The organism is Gilliamella sp. Imp1-1, from assembly GCF_001690415.1.
GTDB lineage: Bacteria > Pseudomonadota > Gammaproteobacteria > Enterobacterales > Orbaceae > Gilliamella > Gilliamella bombi.
Window position 1 is genome coordinate 1 of sequence record NZ_LZHK01000121.1, and the last position, 14,729, is coordinate 14,729.

Annotated in this window: 13 protein-coding genes; all 13 read left to right on the forward strand. The window is 35.1% G+C overall.

Annotation, left to right across the window (positions count from 1 at the left end; translation table 11 throughout):
* The coding region (locus A9G38_RS12335) for a hypothetical protein (RefSeq protein WP_176713259.1) at positions 1 to 1,043 on the forward strand (1,043 nt) is incomplete at its 5' end.
* Between the two features lie 224 nt (positions 1,044 to 1,267).
* Positions 1,268 to 1,414 carry a hypothetical protein gene (locus A9G38_RS12340; protein WP_167370059.1) on the forward strand — a complete coding sequence of 49 codons (147 nt, stop codon included), beginning with the start codon at positions 1,268 to 1,270 and terminating at the stop codon, positions 1,412 to 1,414.
* A 99-nt stretch (positions 1,415 to 1,513) separates the two neighbouring features.
* Positions 1,514 to 2,491 (forward strand): IS30 family transposase, encoded by a 978-nt coding sequence (locus A9G38_RS09830; RefSeq protein ID WP_081297956.1) that lies wholly within the window; start codon positions 1,514 to 1,516, stop codon positions 2,489 to 2,491.
* An 895-nt stretch (positions 2,492 to 3,386) separates the two neighbouring features.
* Positions 3,387 to 4,796, forward strand: coding sequence for a glutamate--ammonia ligase (glnA, locus tag A9G38_RS09835; protein WP_034912563.1), 1,410 nt, complete (start codon positions 3,387 to 3,389; stop codon positions 4,794 to 4,796).
* A gap of 72 nt (positions 4,797 to 4,868) precedes the next feature.
* Complete coding sequence (gene glnL / locus A9G38_RS09840) at positions 4,869 to 5,918, forward strand: nitrogen regulation protein NR(II) (RefSeq protein ID WP_034912566.1); 1,050 nt, start codon at positions 4,869 to 4,871, stop codon at positions 5,916 to 5,918.
* A gap of 11 nt (positions 5,919 to 5,929) precedes the next feature.
* On the forward strand, positions 5,930 to 7,384 hold the full coding sequence (gene glnG, locus A9G38_RS09845; RefSeq protein WP_034912575.1) for a nitrogen regulation protein NR(I): 1,455 nt from the start codon (positions 5,930 to 5,932) through the stop codon (positions 7,382 to 7,384).
* A 213-nt stretch (positions 7,385 to 7,597) separates the two neighbouring features.
* Positions 7,598 to 8,551, forward strand: coding sequence for a siderophore ABC transporter substrate-binding protein (locus tag A9G38_RS09850; RefSeq protein ID WP_141671112.1), 954 nt, complete (start codon positions 7,598 to 7,600; stop codon positions 8,549 to 8,551).
* Positions 8,552 to 8,562: 11 nt separating this feature from the next.
* Positions 8,563 to 9,519 carry an ABC transporter permease gene (locus A9G38_RS09855; protein ID WP_034912658.1) on the forward strand — a complete coding sequence of 319 codons (957 nt, stop codon included), beginning with the start codon at positions 8,563 to 8,565 and terminating at the stop codon, positions 9,517 to 9,519.
* Positions 9,509 to 10,480 (forward strand): iron chelate uptake ABC transporter family permease subunit, encoded by a 972-nt coding sequence (locus A9G38_RS09860; protein ID WP_034912578.1) that lies wholly within the window; start codon positions 9,509 to 9,511, stop codon positions 10,478 to 10,480. Before A9G38_RS09855 ends, A9G38_RS09860 begins: the two co-directional genes overlap by 11 nt.
* The gene (locus A9G38_RS09865) at positions 10,477 to 11,232 is read left to right on the forward strand and encodes an iron ABC transporter ATP-binding protein (RefSeq protein ID WP_034912582.1); all 756 of its coding nucleotides are present in this window, start codon (positions 10,477 to 10,479) and stop codon (positions 11,230 to 11,232) included. Before A9G38_RS09860 ends, A9G38_RS09865 begins: the two co-directional genes overlap by 4 nt.
* 134 nt (positions 11,233 to 11,366) lie before the next feature.
* Entirely contained in the window at positions 11,367 to 12,371 is a 1,005-nt protein-coding gene (gene cra / locus A9G38_RS09870; RefSeq protein ID WP_034912587.1) for a catabolite repressor/activator, read from the forward strand.
* Between the two features lie 214 nt (positions 12,372 to 12,585).
* Entirely contained in the window at positions 12,586 to 13,791 is a 1,206-nt protein-coding gene (gene fruB, locus A9G38_RS09875) for a fused PTS fructose transporter subunit IIA/HPr protein (RefSeq protein WP_034912591.1), read from the forward strand.
* On the forward strand, positions 13,791 to 14,726 hold the full coding sequence (fruK, locus tag A9G38_RS09880; RefSeq protein WP_034912594.1) for a 1-phosphofructokinase: 936 nt from the start codon (positions 13,791 to 13,793) through the stop codon (positions 14,724 to 14,726). The genes fruB and fruK overlap by 1 nt, the downstream gene beginning before the upstream one ends.
* Positions 14,727 to 14,729: the final 3 nt, after the last annotated feature.

Here is a 14,729-nt window from a genome sequence, read left to right on the forward strand (position 1 = left end):
AGGCACAAGGCACAAGGCACAAGCACTGGCAAACCTATGTCTTAAATTTATTAAATAATCTTATTCGACGAGTTTTTACACGAAACTTATTTATATCTTCCAAATTATTTCTCAACGAATTATCGAAATTATCGCTCAAATCACCTAAAACAGCTCTGCTAGTATCAGCACTGTTATTATTGTCATTGCCATGGAATAATGTACAGGCGAATGACAAAAAGTATCGAGCGGGTAATCGTAGTGATGCAATAATATTACTATCCGAACCATTACCAGCGGAGCCAGTTATGCCAGTTATCAAGTATGCAAGACCGAATCTACAAATGGGTGACGGCAAACACGCAGGCCCTGCTAACATATGGAATCCTAAGAAGGGCTTCTTAGTTCAATCAACCAATCCTGGATCATATAACCTCAATTTTCCAACTACAGGTGCGGATAATTTATATTTTGATTTACTCATTACAGGAATAGATGTAAGAGAATTGACATGGGCACCTGTCACGCATGAGGGAATTACTGCAAGCGTGATAAATGTTGTACCTAATGATTACTGGATTCCTTATGAAGATAGGGGACAAGTTGTAGCACGTGTTAAGCTAACAGGTCCAGAGGCAAGAAATCAAAGGTTTAATCCTAGCCGAATTACTGTACCAAGGTTACCGCAGACGTTTGAGTTAGTGGGTAGAGATAAAGATGGTTATGAGTTAGTAAAATATGGATTTGTGTTGAAGAAGTGGTTCATCAGTAGTGGGGCCGTAAGAAGATATTATAATGAACAATCTGGATGGTGTAGTGGTTTGGGTTATCACATGCCGGGGACAAGTGATTTAACCAATGCGAAGTGTGGTGTAAGAGGAGATCATTTTTTCCCATGTATAAAAATAAAAGTGGGTAGAGATTATGTCATAATGAACGATGGCGCCAAGCCATCGTCAGGACATGGGGAATACCAACGTCAAATAGGCGCTGGATTTCTTACGGAGTGGGTTACATATACGGCTACCCTAATGCAGAATTCCTTGGCGTTAGCTACTGGTTAGGTGGCAGCCGATCAGGTAATATGTCCGCTGTTAGTTCGAGCAGAGGCTACGTCTATAGGCACAGTGATAACTTAGCCGGTTCTGAGAGCCACGGTCTTTGCTTAAGGTAGTGGTTAATTAATCTTTAGAGTGCAAAAGGTGCTTATGTTGTCTGAGAGGACAATATAGACAAGAATAAAGCCCCCGCACAAGTTGGGGGTATTTTCCCTTAGGGTTGCGCAGTTGTGGCAAAGCCACAAAACTGCGCCGCCCCTACCGCCACCGACGCTGAAACCACCGCACCAATCTATTTTATTCACCAAAACAAAAAGAAATTATTTTTCACTAAAAATCAGTCAGAAAAGATGATGATTTTATTAAAGTTTTCTTAACTGTTTTTCCTGGATTCAAACATGAAGTGCAATTTTAAACACGGTGGAGTGAAGAAAGTAGAAAGGTGATTTATACTAGCACCTTCGCACCACCACAGTTTGGAGATTGCTAAGTATTATAATCACCTTTCTAGGAAGGAAAGATACCAGATTTTCGTATTATTACAAGCCGGAAAGAATAAAAAAGAGATAGCCCAGCTACTCAATAGACATCCTTCGACAATAAGTCGAGAGATAAAAAGAAACTCAAAACCTAATCAAGCCTATCAGGCACATGATGCGGTAACCCTAGCTAGGAAAAGGCGAAAAAACAACGGTAATGGTAAGGCAATAGAGTCTTCGGTATGGCGTCAAGTTGAAAAATACCTCATGCTTTATTACAGCCCAGAGCAGATTGCTGCACGTTTAAAGAAAGTCAGCGTCCAATCAATCTATAACTATCTTTATCAAAATAAAGCGCGCTATGAACAATTCAAACCTTATCTAAGGCGAAAAGGCAAAGCCTATAGGCATTGTAAGGCACCGAGTATTAAAGAAGGAGACCGCCGATATAAACGGTCAATTAAACAACGTCCAAGTTATGTAGAAAGCCGGAAAACGCGAGGACATTGGGAGGGAGATACGATTATTAGCCGTAAAGACAAGCAAGCATTGGTGACATTAGTTGAACGAAAAACAGGGCTAGTATTAATTGGGCGCCTCAATCAACGTACCGCCTCCGAAACGAGAGATATGATAATAAAATTGCTAACGCCGTTTAAAAAAATGGTTAAAAGCATCACCTTTGATAATGGAACCGAATTTAATTATCATCATGCTATTGAGCATTATTTAAACACCACCGTGTACTTTGCGGAGCCTTATAAAAGCTGGCAAAGAGGCACAAATGAAAACACCAATGGCTTAATACGTCAGTTTATACCTAAGTCAGCGGCCATTTCATTAGTTGACGACAAACAGATAAAGAAAATACAATATCTGTTGAACACACGCCCAAGAAAACGGCATAAGTTTAAAAGCCCTGCCGATTTTTATTCTAAGGAGTTAAGAAGAATTGCACTTCATGGTGTAATCTAGGTGTATTTAAGGCAATTAATCTTTATTATTCTTATCGTTATTTTAATCGTTTGATGAAGATTTAATGACTGAAAATATCTTTCGCACAAATTATTTTGTGTTTCAACAAAAACAGTTAAATTTACTGTTTGTCGATATTATTTCCTGACAGATCTAATACATTAATAGAATTCAATGATTATATTGATCAGATAAAAAATTAGAGATTGAGATATAAAAATAAAACATGCTGATTTTTTCGTCCCTTTTTAATTTTGATGCAAAGTTAACTTGTCGTGATTATACCACGCCAAGTTATTTTCAATATGGACGTTGTGATATTGATGATCATGGGTAAACAAAAACGATTAAAGGCATTTATAAAATAGAAGGGAAATATGTAGCGCTCAAAAGTATTTGACTAAAAAATGGCTATGGCTGAATTTAAATTGATTTGTTATTGAGGAACAGGCTGTAAGCAAATAACGATCATTAACCCAGAAGATGATATGTATTACGACGTAGTATTTATTTCAGAAGAAACTATTAAAAATGATTGGAATAAGATAACGTTCTATTAAATTGTTTCTAGTGATCGAGAGCCATTGCCTGTATAGTTTTGGGCGCATTACTGGCAGATTGCCTACGACTGGTAATTTATCATTGCTATAAGTGTAAATATTGTAGATTTAGATAATAAACGGCATTCAAAGTATTATGGATGATTTTGGTGCATTAAGTTGGTGCCTTTCTAACCATTATGGTGCAGAATTAAGATCTATGTTACTATTTATTGTACATACATTCATGAATGTACCGTTAAAAAATTGGCATTAAATTTGCATGCGTTATAGCAATTTGGTAAGAATACCTTAAAAACTGAACAATTATTATTTGTCCTCAATGGAGAAGATACATGTCTATACTAAAAGTTTTAACACAAATTAAAGAAAATGAGGTTAAGTTTGTTGATTTACGTTTTACCGATACAAAAGGTAAGGAGCAACACGTTACAATTCCTGTTAGTCAAATTGATGATAGCTTTTTTGAAGATGGTAAGATGTTTGACGGTTCATCAATTGCAGGTTGGAAAGGTATTAATGAATCAGATATGGTGCTAATGCCAGATACATCAAGTGCTGTTATAGATCCTTTTTTTGAAGATGTGACATTAAATCTCCGTTGTGATGTTTTAGAGCCTGCAACATTACAAGGATATGATCGTGACCCACGTTCAATTGCTAAACGTGCCGAAGAATTTTTAAAATCATCAGGTATTGCTGATACAGTTATTTTTGGCCCTGAACCAGAATTTTTCTTATTTGATGATGTTCGTTTCGGTTCACCAATGTCAGGTAGCTTTGTACATATCGATGATATTGAAGCTGCTTGGAACTCAGGTACTAAATATGAAGATGGTAATAAAGGCCATCGTCCTGGTGTAAAAGGTGGTTATTTCCCACTTCCTCCGGTTGATTCATCACAAGATATCCGTTCTGAAATGTGCTTAATTATGGAGCAACTTGGCTTAGTGGTTGAAGCTCACCACCATGAAGTTGCAACAGCTGGCCAAAATGAGATTGCCTGCCGTTTCAATACATTAACTAAAAAAGCTGATGAAGTTCAAATTTACAAATATGTTGTACAAAATGTGGCACATGCTTACGGTAAAACTGCGACATTTATGCCAAAGCCTATGTTTGGCGATAACGGTTCTGGTATGCACTGTCACCAATCACTTGCTAAAGATGGCGTAAATCTTTTTGCTGGTGACAAATATGCTGGCCTTTCTGAAATGGCATTATTCTATATTGGTGGTATTATTAAACACGCTAAAGCAATTAATGCATTTACTAATCCTGCAACTAACTCTTATAAACGCCTAGTTCCAGGATATGAAGCACCAGTTATGCTTGCATATTCTGCTCGTAACCGTTCTGCATCAATTCGTATCCCAGTTGTTACTAGTCCTAAAGCGCGACGTATTGAAGTTCGCTTCCCAGATCCAGCAGCTAACCCATACTTAGCATTTGCTGCTCAGTTAATGGCTGGTTTAGACGGCATTATCAATAAGATTCATCCAGGTGATGCCATGGATAAAAACTTATATGACTTACCACCAGAAGAGTCTAAATTAATTCCTCAGGTTGCGGGGTCACTTGAAGAAGCACTTAATGCATTAGATGCAGATCGTGAATTCTTAACACGTGGTAACGTATTTACTAACGATACTATTGATGCATACATTGATTTAAAACGTCAAGACGTTGATCGTGTACGTATGACACCACACCCAGTTGAGTTTGAAATGTACTATAGTCTATAAACTATATAGTAATTTAACCTATCAAACCACCGTTAATTTGCGGTGGTTTCTAATCAGGACGGAAAACCAACGATGACATTTAATAATGAATCTGATGCTAATCTTGTTCTCGATTCTATGATTACAAGTATTTTATTACTTGATACTAAACTTAATATTTTGTATGCCAATATTGCTGCGCAGCAATTATTAGCACAAAGTTCAAAAAAATTATTAGAAAGTTATCTTCCTGATTTGCTGGGATACTTTTCTTTGGATATAGATTTAATGCTCAGTACATTAGAGCAAAATCAAGGTTTTACAGATAATGAAGTCAATTTAGTTATCAATAATGAATTACATATTTTAACATTGACCGCTCAACTATTAGTTAATGGACAGATTTTAATTGAAATGACTCCATTAAATAGCCATAAACGTCTTAGCCAAGAACAATTGCAACAAGCGCAACAGAGTGCAGCTCGTGAATTAGTTCGTGGACTAGCTCATGAAATTAAAAATCCACTAGGAGGGCTTCGAGGCGCTGCTCAATTATTATCACGTGAACTACCTAAAAATGAATTGCAAGATTACACAAAAATTATTATTGAACAAGCGGATAGGTTAAGAAATCTGGTGGATAGGTTATTAGGCCCACAGCAACGATTACAGCAAAAAGAACAAAGTATTCATCAAGCAATAGAACGTATCTATGCTTTGCTGTGTTTAGAAAAGACAACCAATATTAAAATTCTGCGTGATTATGATCCAAGCTTACCTGATTTTATTCATGACTCTGAACAAATAGAACAGGTAATTTTAAATATTGTTCGTAATGCTTTGCAGGCTATCGGATCCAATGCTGGTACAATTATTATCAGGACAAGAACTGCTTTTCAGATTACTTTACATGGGCAGCGCTATCGTTTGTGCGCTCGTATTGATATTGAAGATACTGGGCCTGGTGTGCCTGTTCATATACAAGATACTTTGTTTTATCCCATGGTGAGTGGGCATGAAGGAGGTACAGGTATTGGACTTTCGATTGCAAATAATATTGTTGATCAACATCACGGTAAAATTGAATTTAATAGTTGGCCTGGGCATACTCAATTTTCTGTCTATTTGCCAATTAGGCAGTGAGGTAAACGAAAATGAATGTTTGGATTGTTGATGATGATAGCTCTATTCGATGGGTATTAGAAAAAGCATTAACTAATGCTCATTTTAACTGTGTTAGTTTTGAGAGTGGTCAACAAGTTATTGATGCATTAGATACATATGTACAAAAACCAGCTGTACTAATTTCTGATATTAAAATGCCAGGACTTGATGGTTTAACATTGCTTCATCATATTAAAGAGCAAATGCCGAATTTGCCAGTTATTATTATGACTGCTCATTCCGATCTAGATGCAGCAGTAAATGCCTATCAAAAAGGTGCTTATGATTATATTCCTAAACCTTTTGATGTGGACGAAGTTATTCAATTGGTTGAACGTGCGATTTCACAAACTCAAAGTAATAAAACCAATAATAATACAACAAGTAAAGCATCGACCGGCATTATTGGTGAAGCACCTTCAATGCAGGAAGTTTTTCGTATTATTGGTAGGCTTTCCAAATCATCAATTAGTGTATTGATTAATGGTGAATCAGGAACGGGGAAAGAATTAGTTGCAAAAGCATTACATATCCATAGCCCTCGCTCACAATCCCCTTTTATTGCACTAAATATGGCAGCCATCCCTAAAGATCTTATTGAGTCAGAACTTTTTGGACATGAAAAAGGAGCGTTTACTGGAGCGGCTCAAATTAGGCATGGAAGATTTGAACAGGCGAATGGTGGTACATTATTCCTCGATGAAATTGGTGATATGCCACTTGATGTTCAAACCAGATTATTAAGGGTGCTTGCCGATGGGCAATTTTATCGTATTGGCGGTTATTCTCCCGTCAAAGTAGATGTCCGTATTATTGCAGCTACTCATCAAGATTTACAAGCTAGGGTTCATGAGGGTAAATTTAGAGAAGATCTTTTTCATCGTCTAAATGTAATTCGTATCTTATTACCACCGCTACGCGATCGAATTGAAGATATACCAAAACTATCAGAACATTTTTTACATACAACCGCCAAAGAATTGGGGGTAGAAAGTAAAGTATTCAGTTCTGAAGCTTTAAATGTTTTATGTCGCTTTAATTGGCCAGGTAATGTTCGTCAACTTGAAAATATTTGTCGCTGGGTTACGGTGATGTCTTCAAATAAAGAAGTTTTAGTTCAGGACTTGCCTCCAGAATTGTTGCAATTATCGACAGCTAAAACAGTGGTTACAAATGAAAATACCACATTGCCTACAAGCCACTTTTCTCAACAAGAAGTTGATTGGAAAGTATTGCTGGAACAATGGGCAAAACAAGCTCTAATAAATGGTAAAACAGGAATTTTGACTGAAGCAATAAATGATGTTGAACGAATCTTATTAAGAAGTGCGCTTGATTTTACTCGAGGCCATAAACAAGATGCTTCTCATCTGCTAGGCTGGGGGCGAAATACCTTAACTAGAAAACTTAAAGATTTATCCCTTGATCACACTAAACAACTCTAATTATCAATATTAATTATGCTATCGAATAAAAATCGATAGCTTTTTAATCCGTTCATTTCAGAGTTATTTAATCTATTTCTTATCACATATTAGTTTTTTAAACATTTAAAGTACATTGAATAGAGCAAAGTTTTTAGTTACAATCATAATGTAAATGATAATTATTATAATTATCGTTTTTGTTTTTTATTTGGTTGATAATTAGGAGCTACAATGTATTCATATATCAAAGTGAAATTTTTAGTTTTACTTGCTGTTTTGCTTGTTTTGGTTGGATGTGACAATAAAAAAGAACAGCAAACTGCTGCAAATACGCTTACCATTAAACATACTCAAGGTGAAACCGATGTGCCTGAAAATCCTAAAAAAGTTGTTGTTTTTAATACTGCAACACTTGATATCATGGACGCATTAAATATTCCTGTGACAGCAGTGCCTCAATCAGATGTGCATTATCCAACTTTTTTATCTAAATATGAGCGCAAAGACTACACTAATGTGGGCACTTTATTTGAGCCTAATTATGAAGTTTTAAGTTCAATTCAGCCAGATGTTATTGTTGCTGGAGGTCGTGCTACTGATGCTTATAAAAAATTGAATGATATTGCTCCGACGATTTCTTTAGATATTGACCCAAATAACTTTTTAATCAGTTTAACTCAAAGAACAGAACAATTAGGCTCAATCTTCAATAAACAAAATGAAGCTAAGAAACTTATTGTCGATTTTAATCAAAAAATCGAACAATTGAAAACTAAGACAACTACGGCTGGCACAGCACTTGTGATTATGGTTAATGGCGGTAAAATGTCGGCTTATGGTTCAAAATCTCGTTTTGGTTTTGTGTTTGATGTACTTGGTTTTCAGCCTGCAACCACTTTCCAAGAAGCTAGTCGTCATGGTAATGCCGTTACCTCTGAATTTATTTTGAGTGTTAATCCGCAGTGGATATTTGTGTTAGATAGAGATAATGCAATTGGTAATAAAGAAGCTCAGTCTGCACAACAAGTACTTGACAATGAATTGATCCGAAAAACTGCGGCATGGCAACAAAACCATATCGTTTATTTAGATTCTTCTTCCATGTATATTGCTGGTGGTATCCAAACCTATAGCCATTTGATGGACCAAATAGATGCCGCTTTGCAAAGTGAACCAGCACATTAATGTAAAACATGATTAAATCATTTTATTTTATTGCAGGCATGTTCATTTTATTGATCATGACTGCAATAAGTTTATTTATTGGTGCAGGGCATGTGACACTATTTGATTTATGGTCAGATAGCAATATGCGTGAGATTTTTTTTGTAAGCCGTATTCCTAGAACTGTTGCCTTATTGTTAGCTGGTAGCGCCATGAGTGTTGCAGGTTTGATTATGCAATTATTAACACAAAATCGATTTGTTGAACCCTCTTTAGTTGGCACTACTCAATCGGCTAGTCTTGGCTTATTAGTTATGATGGTTTTAGCTCCTGGCGCTAGTGTTATGACAAAAATGGTTGTTGCTAGCCTATTTGCTATGATTGGCACAATGATATTTATGGCGATTTCTCGAAAGATTATTTTAAAGTCAGCAATAATGGTACCTCTTATTGGCATTATGTTAGGTGCAGTTATTAGCGCTATTACTACATTTTTTGCCATGTATTTTGATTTATTACAATCACTTGGTGGTTGGGAATCAGGTGATTTTTCAGCTATTTTAAAAGGCCGTTACGAATTATTATGGTTGGTGGGTGGTTTGACATTACTTGCTTGTTGGTGTGCGGATCAGTTTACTGTAGTTGGCTTGGGGCGTGATTTTTCTATTAATGTAGGGCTTAACTATCGTCGTGTTATGTTTACAGGGCTTATTGTTATTGCATTAATTGGCGGTATTGTCGTTGTAGTTGTTGGAGTTTTACCATTTTTAGGATTGATTGTACCAAATATTGTTAGTTTATTATTTGGAGACAATGTTCGTAAAACCATGCCATGGATCTGTTTGTTTGGTAGTGGATTAGTTTTAATTTGCGATATTATTGGGCGTGTAATTCGCTATCCTTTTGAGATCCCCGTAAGTGTTATTCTTGGCGTAGTTGGCGCTATTATTTTTTTAATATTGTTGAGTCGAAAACGTCATGTTAGTTAATCAAAAACGCCATATTTTGTGTCAAAAAAGAGTTCTTTTATTGTTAATTATTGCTCTAGTTTGCATAATATGTTTTATGACTTTCAACCTTAAAGGCAATATTAGCTATATTTTGAAGCATCGAACGTGGGTAATGCTAACTATGATTTTAGTCGCTTTTTCGGCTGCGACATCAACACTGCTTTTTCAAACAGTTACCAACAATCGAATATTAACACCTTCTATTATGGGATTTGAATCACTATTTGTACTTATTCAAACAGTTGTAATCTTTTGTATTGATTCACAAGGTATTCCTTATATTGGTATTATTGGTAAATTTGTATTCGAATCACTTTTATTAATTTTATTCTCTTTGTTTTTATATCGAGGTTTGTTTACTAGACTCAAGAAAAATTTACATGTGGTATTATTAATAGGAATTATTTTAGGCACATTATTCCGTAGTTTTTCTAATCTATTGCAACGCTTGATGACCCCGTCTGAATTCGCTGTGCTTCAAAGTCGTATTTTTGCTACATTTACACGTGCAGAGCCTATATTGATTATCTTTTCGTTAGTAATAGTAGCTATTGTTGGTCTATTTTTATGGCAAATGCGATTTAAATTTGATGTACTTGCGTTGGGTCGGGATAATGCAATCAATTTGGGTATCGATTATCAAAAAAGTGTCACTATTATATTATTGCTAGTTTCAGTTTTAGTATCAGTGTCAACGGCATTAGTCGGTCCATTCACTTTTTTGGGGCTTTTAATTACTAATTTAGCTTATAGTATTAGTGGATCAAGCCAACATCGTTTTTTATTGCCTACTGCTTTTTTGTTAGGTGTTATTTTTCTGGTCGGTGGACAAATGTTCTTAGAGCGAGTATTAAATATGGTTGGTGCATTATCCATTGTCATTGAATTCATTGGTGGTTCTTTGTTTATCTTCTTATTATTAAAAAAGGTTCCAAAGTGATAAAAATTGATAATGTTAGTAAAAGCTATCAAACAGTATCTGTATTAAAAAATGTCAACGCGACGATTTCACAAGGTGGAATTACTGCTATTATTGGTCCAAATGGAGCGGGGAAATCGACGCTATTATCAATTATAAGTCGTCTTCTATTAGCTGATGAAGGACAAGTTAAAATTCAAAATATGGATGTTGTTAATACGCCAAGTGATAAACTTGCCACTTATTTATCAGTATTGAGACAAGAAAACCGTTTTACCAGTAGATTGTCTGTTTTTGAACTAGTTGGATTTGGGCGTTATCCTTATACCAAAGGGCGTTTAAATGCTGATGATTATAACCATATTTATCGAGCGCTCGATTTTTTAGATCTTACTGAATATAAAGACCGCTTTTTAGATGAATTATCTGGTGGTCAACGGCAACGAGCTTATGTTGCTATGGTGTTATGTCAAGATACTAAATATGTATTACTTGATGAACCACTCAATAATCTTGATATGAAACATGCTGTTGCCATGATGAAACAATTGCGCCGCGCAGCCGATGAGCTAGGTAAAACCATTGTGATTGTTATTCATGATATCAACTTTGCATCCGTATATTCAGATTACATCTTAGCGATGAAAAATGGTGAATTAATATACCAAGGCAATCCACAACAGATTATGAAAGCCAATATTTTAGAAGATATATTTGATACACCGGTCAAAATTGAAAATATTCACAATCAAAATATTGCTATTTACTATTAACAAATACAATGGAAATTAATTAATCTTAATAGTAAAAAGTTACAATTGTTTAATTAAGTAAATAAAAATTATTGTTTACTATTTATTTCTAACCATGTTAAATAATTGGCAATATTTTTGTTGAGATAATTATAATGAAATTACAGGAAATAGCACTTTTAGCTGGTGTATCAAGGACGACGGCCAGTTATGTGATCAATGGAAAAGCCAAAAAGTACCGCGTTAGTGATAAAACAGTCGAAAAAGTTATGTCGATAGTGAAAAAACATAATTACCAACCCAATGCGGTAGCAGCGGGGCTTAGAGCAGGTAAAACCCGGACTATAGGCATTATTATTCCTGATTTAGAAAACAACAGTTACACTCGCATAGCTAATTATTTAGAACAATTGGTAAGAAAGGAAGGATATCAATTACTAATTGCATGTTCCGAAGATAATCCACAAGTCGAAAAAGAGTGTGTCAAACACCTTCAGCAGCGTCGCGTAGATGCCTTAATTATTTCTTCTTCGTTCGTTTCTGCTCAAGATTATTTTTTTTATGATGACTGGCAAAACGAAAAGATTCCATTATTTGCACTTGATCGAATATTATCCATCTCTAAATTTAGAAATATTGTAGGTGCAGATAAACAAGATTCTAAATCACTTGCTCAAGCATTTAATAACTTTGTACAAGATTCAGTAGTTTATATAGGAGCCCTAGCAAACTTATCTGTTAGTCAACTTCGTTTAGATGGTTTTAAAGATATCAAACTTGACAATTGTAATAAAGTTAATTTTTTATATGCAAATAATTATAGTCGACGAGATGCTGATTTAGCCTTTAGTCAATGGCTAGAAAGTCATGAATTGCCTAATGGTATATTTACTACTTCTTTTTCGCTATTACAAGGAAGTATTGATGCAATTTTAAGAAAATTTGGGCACTTACCTGAGAGTTTAACTATTGCTACCTTTGGAGATAATGAATTGTTAGATTTTTTACCATGTAAAGTCATATCACTTTCGCAAGATCATAAAGAAGTTGCCGATGTAACAATAAAACTGTTTTTAAACTATTTACATAACAATAATTACCAATCGGGCACAACAATAATTCCAAGACGATTGATCTATCGAGGTAGCTTAAGCCGTTAAGGTATTAATAGGCATAAAAAATATGTTAATTTTAAAACAGTTCAAATTAAAAAATAAGATCCAGATCACAAATTACTTATTAATAGTCATAATTTATTTGATAATTAATGTTTATTTATTCATTATTGCTGAAACGATTCAATTGATTAAAGGATTTGTATTTTCTAAGTCATTTTAGTCGACCCAACATTATTAACCCAGAGGTATTTATTATATGTTTCATTTAGTTAAAGAAAACATTCATTTAAATGAACAAGCTACCAATAAAACTGAAGCGATAAAAAAAATTGCTACGACATTAACCAATGCAGGATTTGTTGAAGATGGTTATGTCGATGGAATGTTAGAACGAGAAGCACAAGCAGCCACATATCTGGGTATAGGTCTTGCTATTCCCCATGGAACTACTAAAACTCGCCATTTAGTCAAAAAAACAGGGGTACAAGTATTTTGTTTTCCTAATGGTGTTCAATGGGGGGATGATGGTGAAAAGGCCTATCTTGCAATTGGTATTGCAGCAAGCTCTGATGAGCATTTAGAATTACTCCGTCAACTAACTCACGTACTTGGAGCTGAAGGGGGAGAGGAGCGAATTAAAAAAATTCAGTCTGCCGACGAAGCAATTGCTATTTTAACTGGTAAAACAAGTTCTGAAGATAGCCAATTTTCTATAAATGAATCTGCATTATTATTGGATATTCCTGCTGATAGTTTAGCAACTTTACAAGCATTAAATGCATCACGTTTAAAACAGCAACATGCTGTAAATTCAAGCTTTATTGCCGATGTGTTGGACAATAAACCTACATATTTAGGTGATGGAGTTTGGTTAAATGATAGCAAACAAGGTAATTTAAAAAATGCTATGGCGATTAGTCGCACCATCAGTAATATTAATGAAGATGGTAAGCCTGTTAAGTTACTCATCACCATATCAGCAGTTGATGATTCTATTTCTGATATTGTAAATAATATTGCAACTTTAGTTTTTAACCAAAAATTACAATTACTATTATCAGCCAATACTGATGATCTTAGCAGCCTTCTTTTATCTGGTTCTGCGACAATAGAATCTAATAAATCAGAAATCCAATCGACATCTTCAAATGAGTCGACTGTGGCTGAATCGAATAATGAATCATTAAGTCGTGAATTTATTATTCCAAACGAAAATGGCTTACATACACGCCCGTCATCAGTTCTAGTAAAATTAGTTAAAGAGTTTAATTGTAAGGTTACTGTCGCTAATTTAGATGGTAAAGGTGAGCCAGTAAGTGCAACGAGTTTAATGAAAATTGTTGCACTAGGCGCTAAAAAAGGTAGTCGATTACGATTTACTGCAGTAGGTGAAGATGCTACTCAAGCGCTTGATGCTATTGGTAAAGCAATTGGGGATGGTTTAGGTGAGGGGACTGAATAATGACTTATCGTGTCGCAACAATAACTTTAAACCCAGCTTATGATCTTTTGGGTTTTTGTCCCAAAGTTGAGCTTGGTGATGTTAATTTAGTCCAAACCAATGCATTACTTGCTGCTGGCAAAGGTATCAACGTTGCTAAAGTTTTGTCGGATTTAGATGTTCAATTAACTATTGGCGGTTTTTTAGGTAAAGAAAATCGTGATGGATTTAACTTATTATTCAAATCATTAAATGTAATTGATAAATTTGAAACAATTGAAGGTCGTACTCGCATTAATGTTAAATTAACCGAGGAAAATAGTGAAGTGACTGACCTTAATTTTTCAGGCTTTACGATTAACGATCAAGATTGGCAACATTTTGTTACAAATTCTCTTGAATGGTTAAAAGACATTGACATGGTGGCTATCAGCGGTAGTTTACCAGTTGGAGTATCACTTGATAAATTTACTAAGTGGATGGAACAAGTTAAAGCGATTTGTCCAAAGATCGTATTTGATAGTAGCCGAGATGCATTAGTTGCAGGATTAAAAGCAAAACCATGGTTAATTAAACCCAATGACAAAGAGCTAGAAATGTGGGTAGGTCGCAAATTACCAACATTAGAAGATGTTAAAGCAGCTGCTATGAAGTTAGTTAACGACGGCATTGAAAATGTGGTGATCTCGCTAGGAAGTAAAGGCGCTTTGTGGGTAACTAAAAATGAAGCATGGCTTGCAAAACCACCAAAATGTCATGTAGTTAGTACTGTTGGTGCCGGTGATTCAATGGTCGCCGGGTTGATGTATGGCTTAATGACTAATCGTTCAATTAAAGATACTTTAGTCTTTGCATCAAGTGTTGCAGCTTTATCAGTTGGGCAAGCTGGTGTTGGTATATCTGATTGCCAAGCTGTAAATAATATGCTAGAAAAAATTGAAATAATTTCTGAATAGGAG

What these genes read in the sequence shown, in the direction of transcription:
- glnA (WP_034912563.1), top strand. Translation starts at nt 3,387, where the DNA reads ATGTCTATACTAAAAGTTTTAACACAAATTAAAGAAAATGAGGTTAAG.
- A9G38_RS09860 (WP_034912578.1), top strand. Translation starts at nt 9,509, where the DNA reads ATGTTAGTTAATCAAAAACGCCATATTTTGTGTCAAAAAAGAGTTCTT.
- fruB (WP_034912591.1), top strand. Translation starts at nt 12,586, where the DNA reads ATGTTTCATTTAGTTAAAGAAAACATTCATTTAAATGAACAAGCTACC.
- A9G38_RS09850 (WP_141671112.1), top strand. Translation starts at nt 7,598, where the DNA reads ATGTATTCATATATCAAAGTGAAATTTTTAGTTTTACTTGCTGTTTTG.
- glnG (WP_034912575.1), top strand. Translation starts at nt 5,930, where the DNA reads ATGAATGTTTGGATTGTTGATGATGATAGCTCTATTCGATGGGTATTA.
- glnL (WP_034912566.1), top strand. Translation starts at nt 4,869, where the DNA reads ATGACATTTAATAATGAATCTGATGCTAATCTTGTTCTCGATTCTATG.
- cra (WP_034912587.1), top strand. Translation starts at nt 11,367, where the DNA reads ATGAAATTACAGGAAATAGCACTTTTAGCTGGTGTATCAAGGACGACG.
- fruK (WP_034912594.1), top strand. Translation starts at nt 13,791, where the DNA reads ATGACTTATCGTGTCGCAACAATAACTTTAAACCCAGCTTATGATCTT.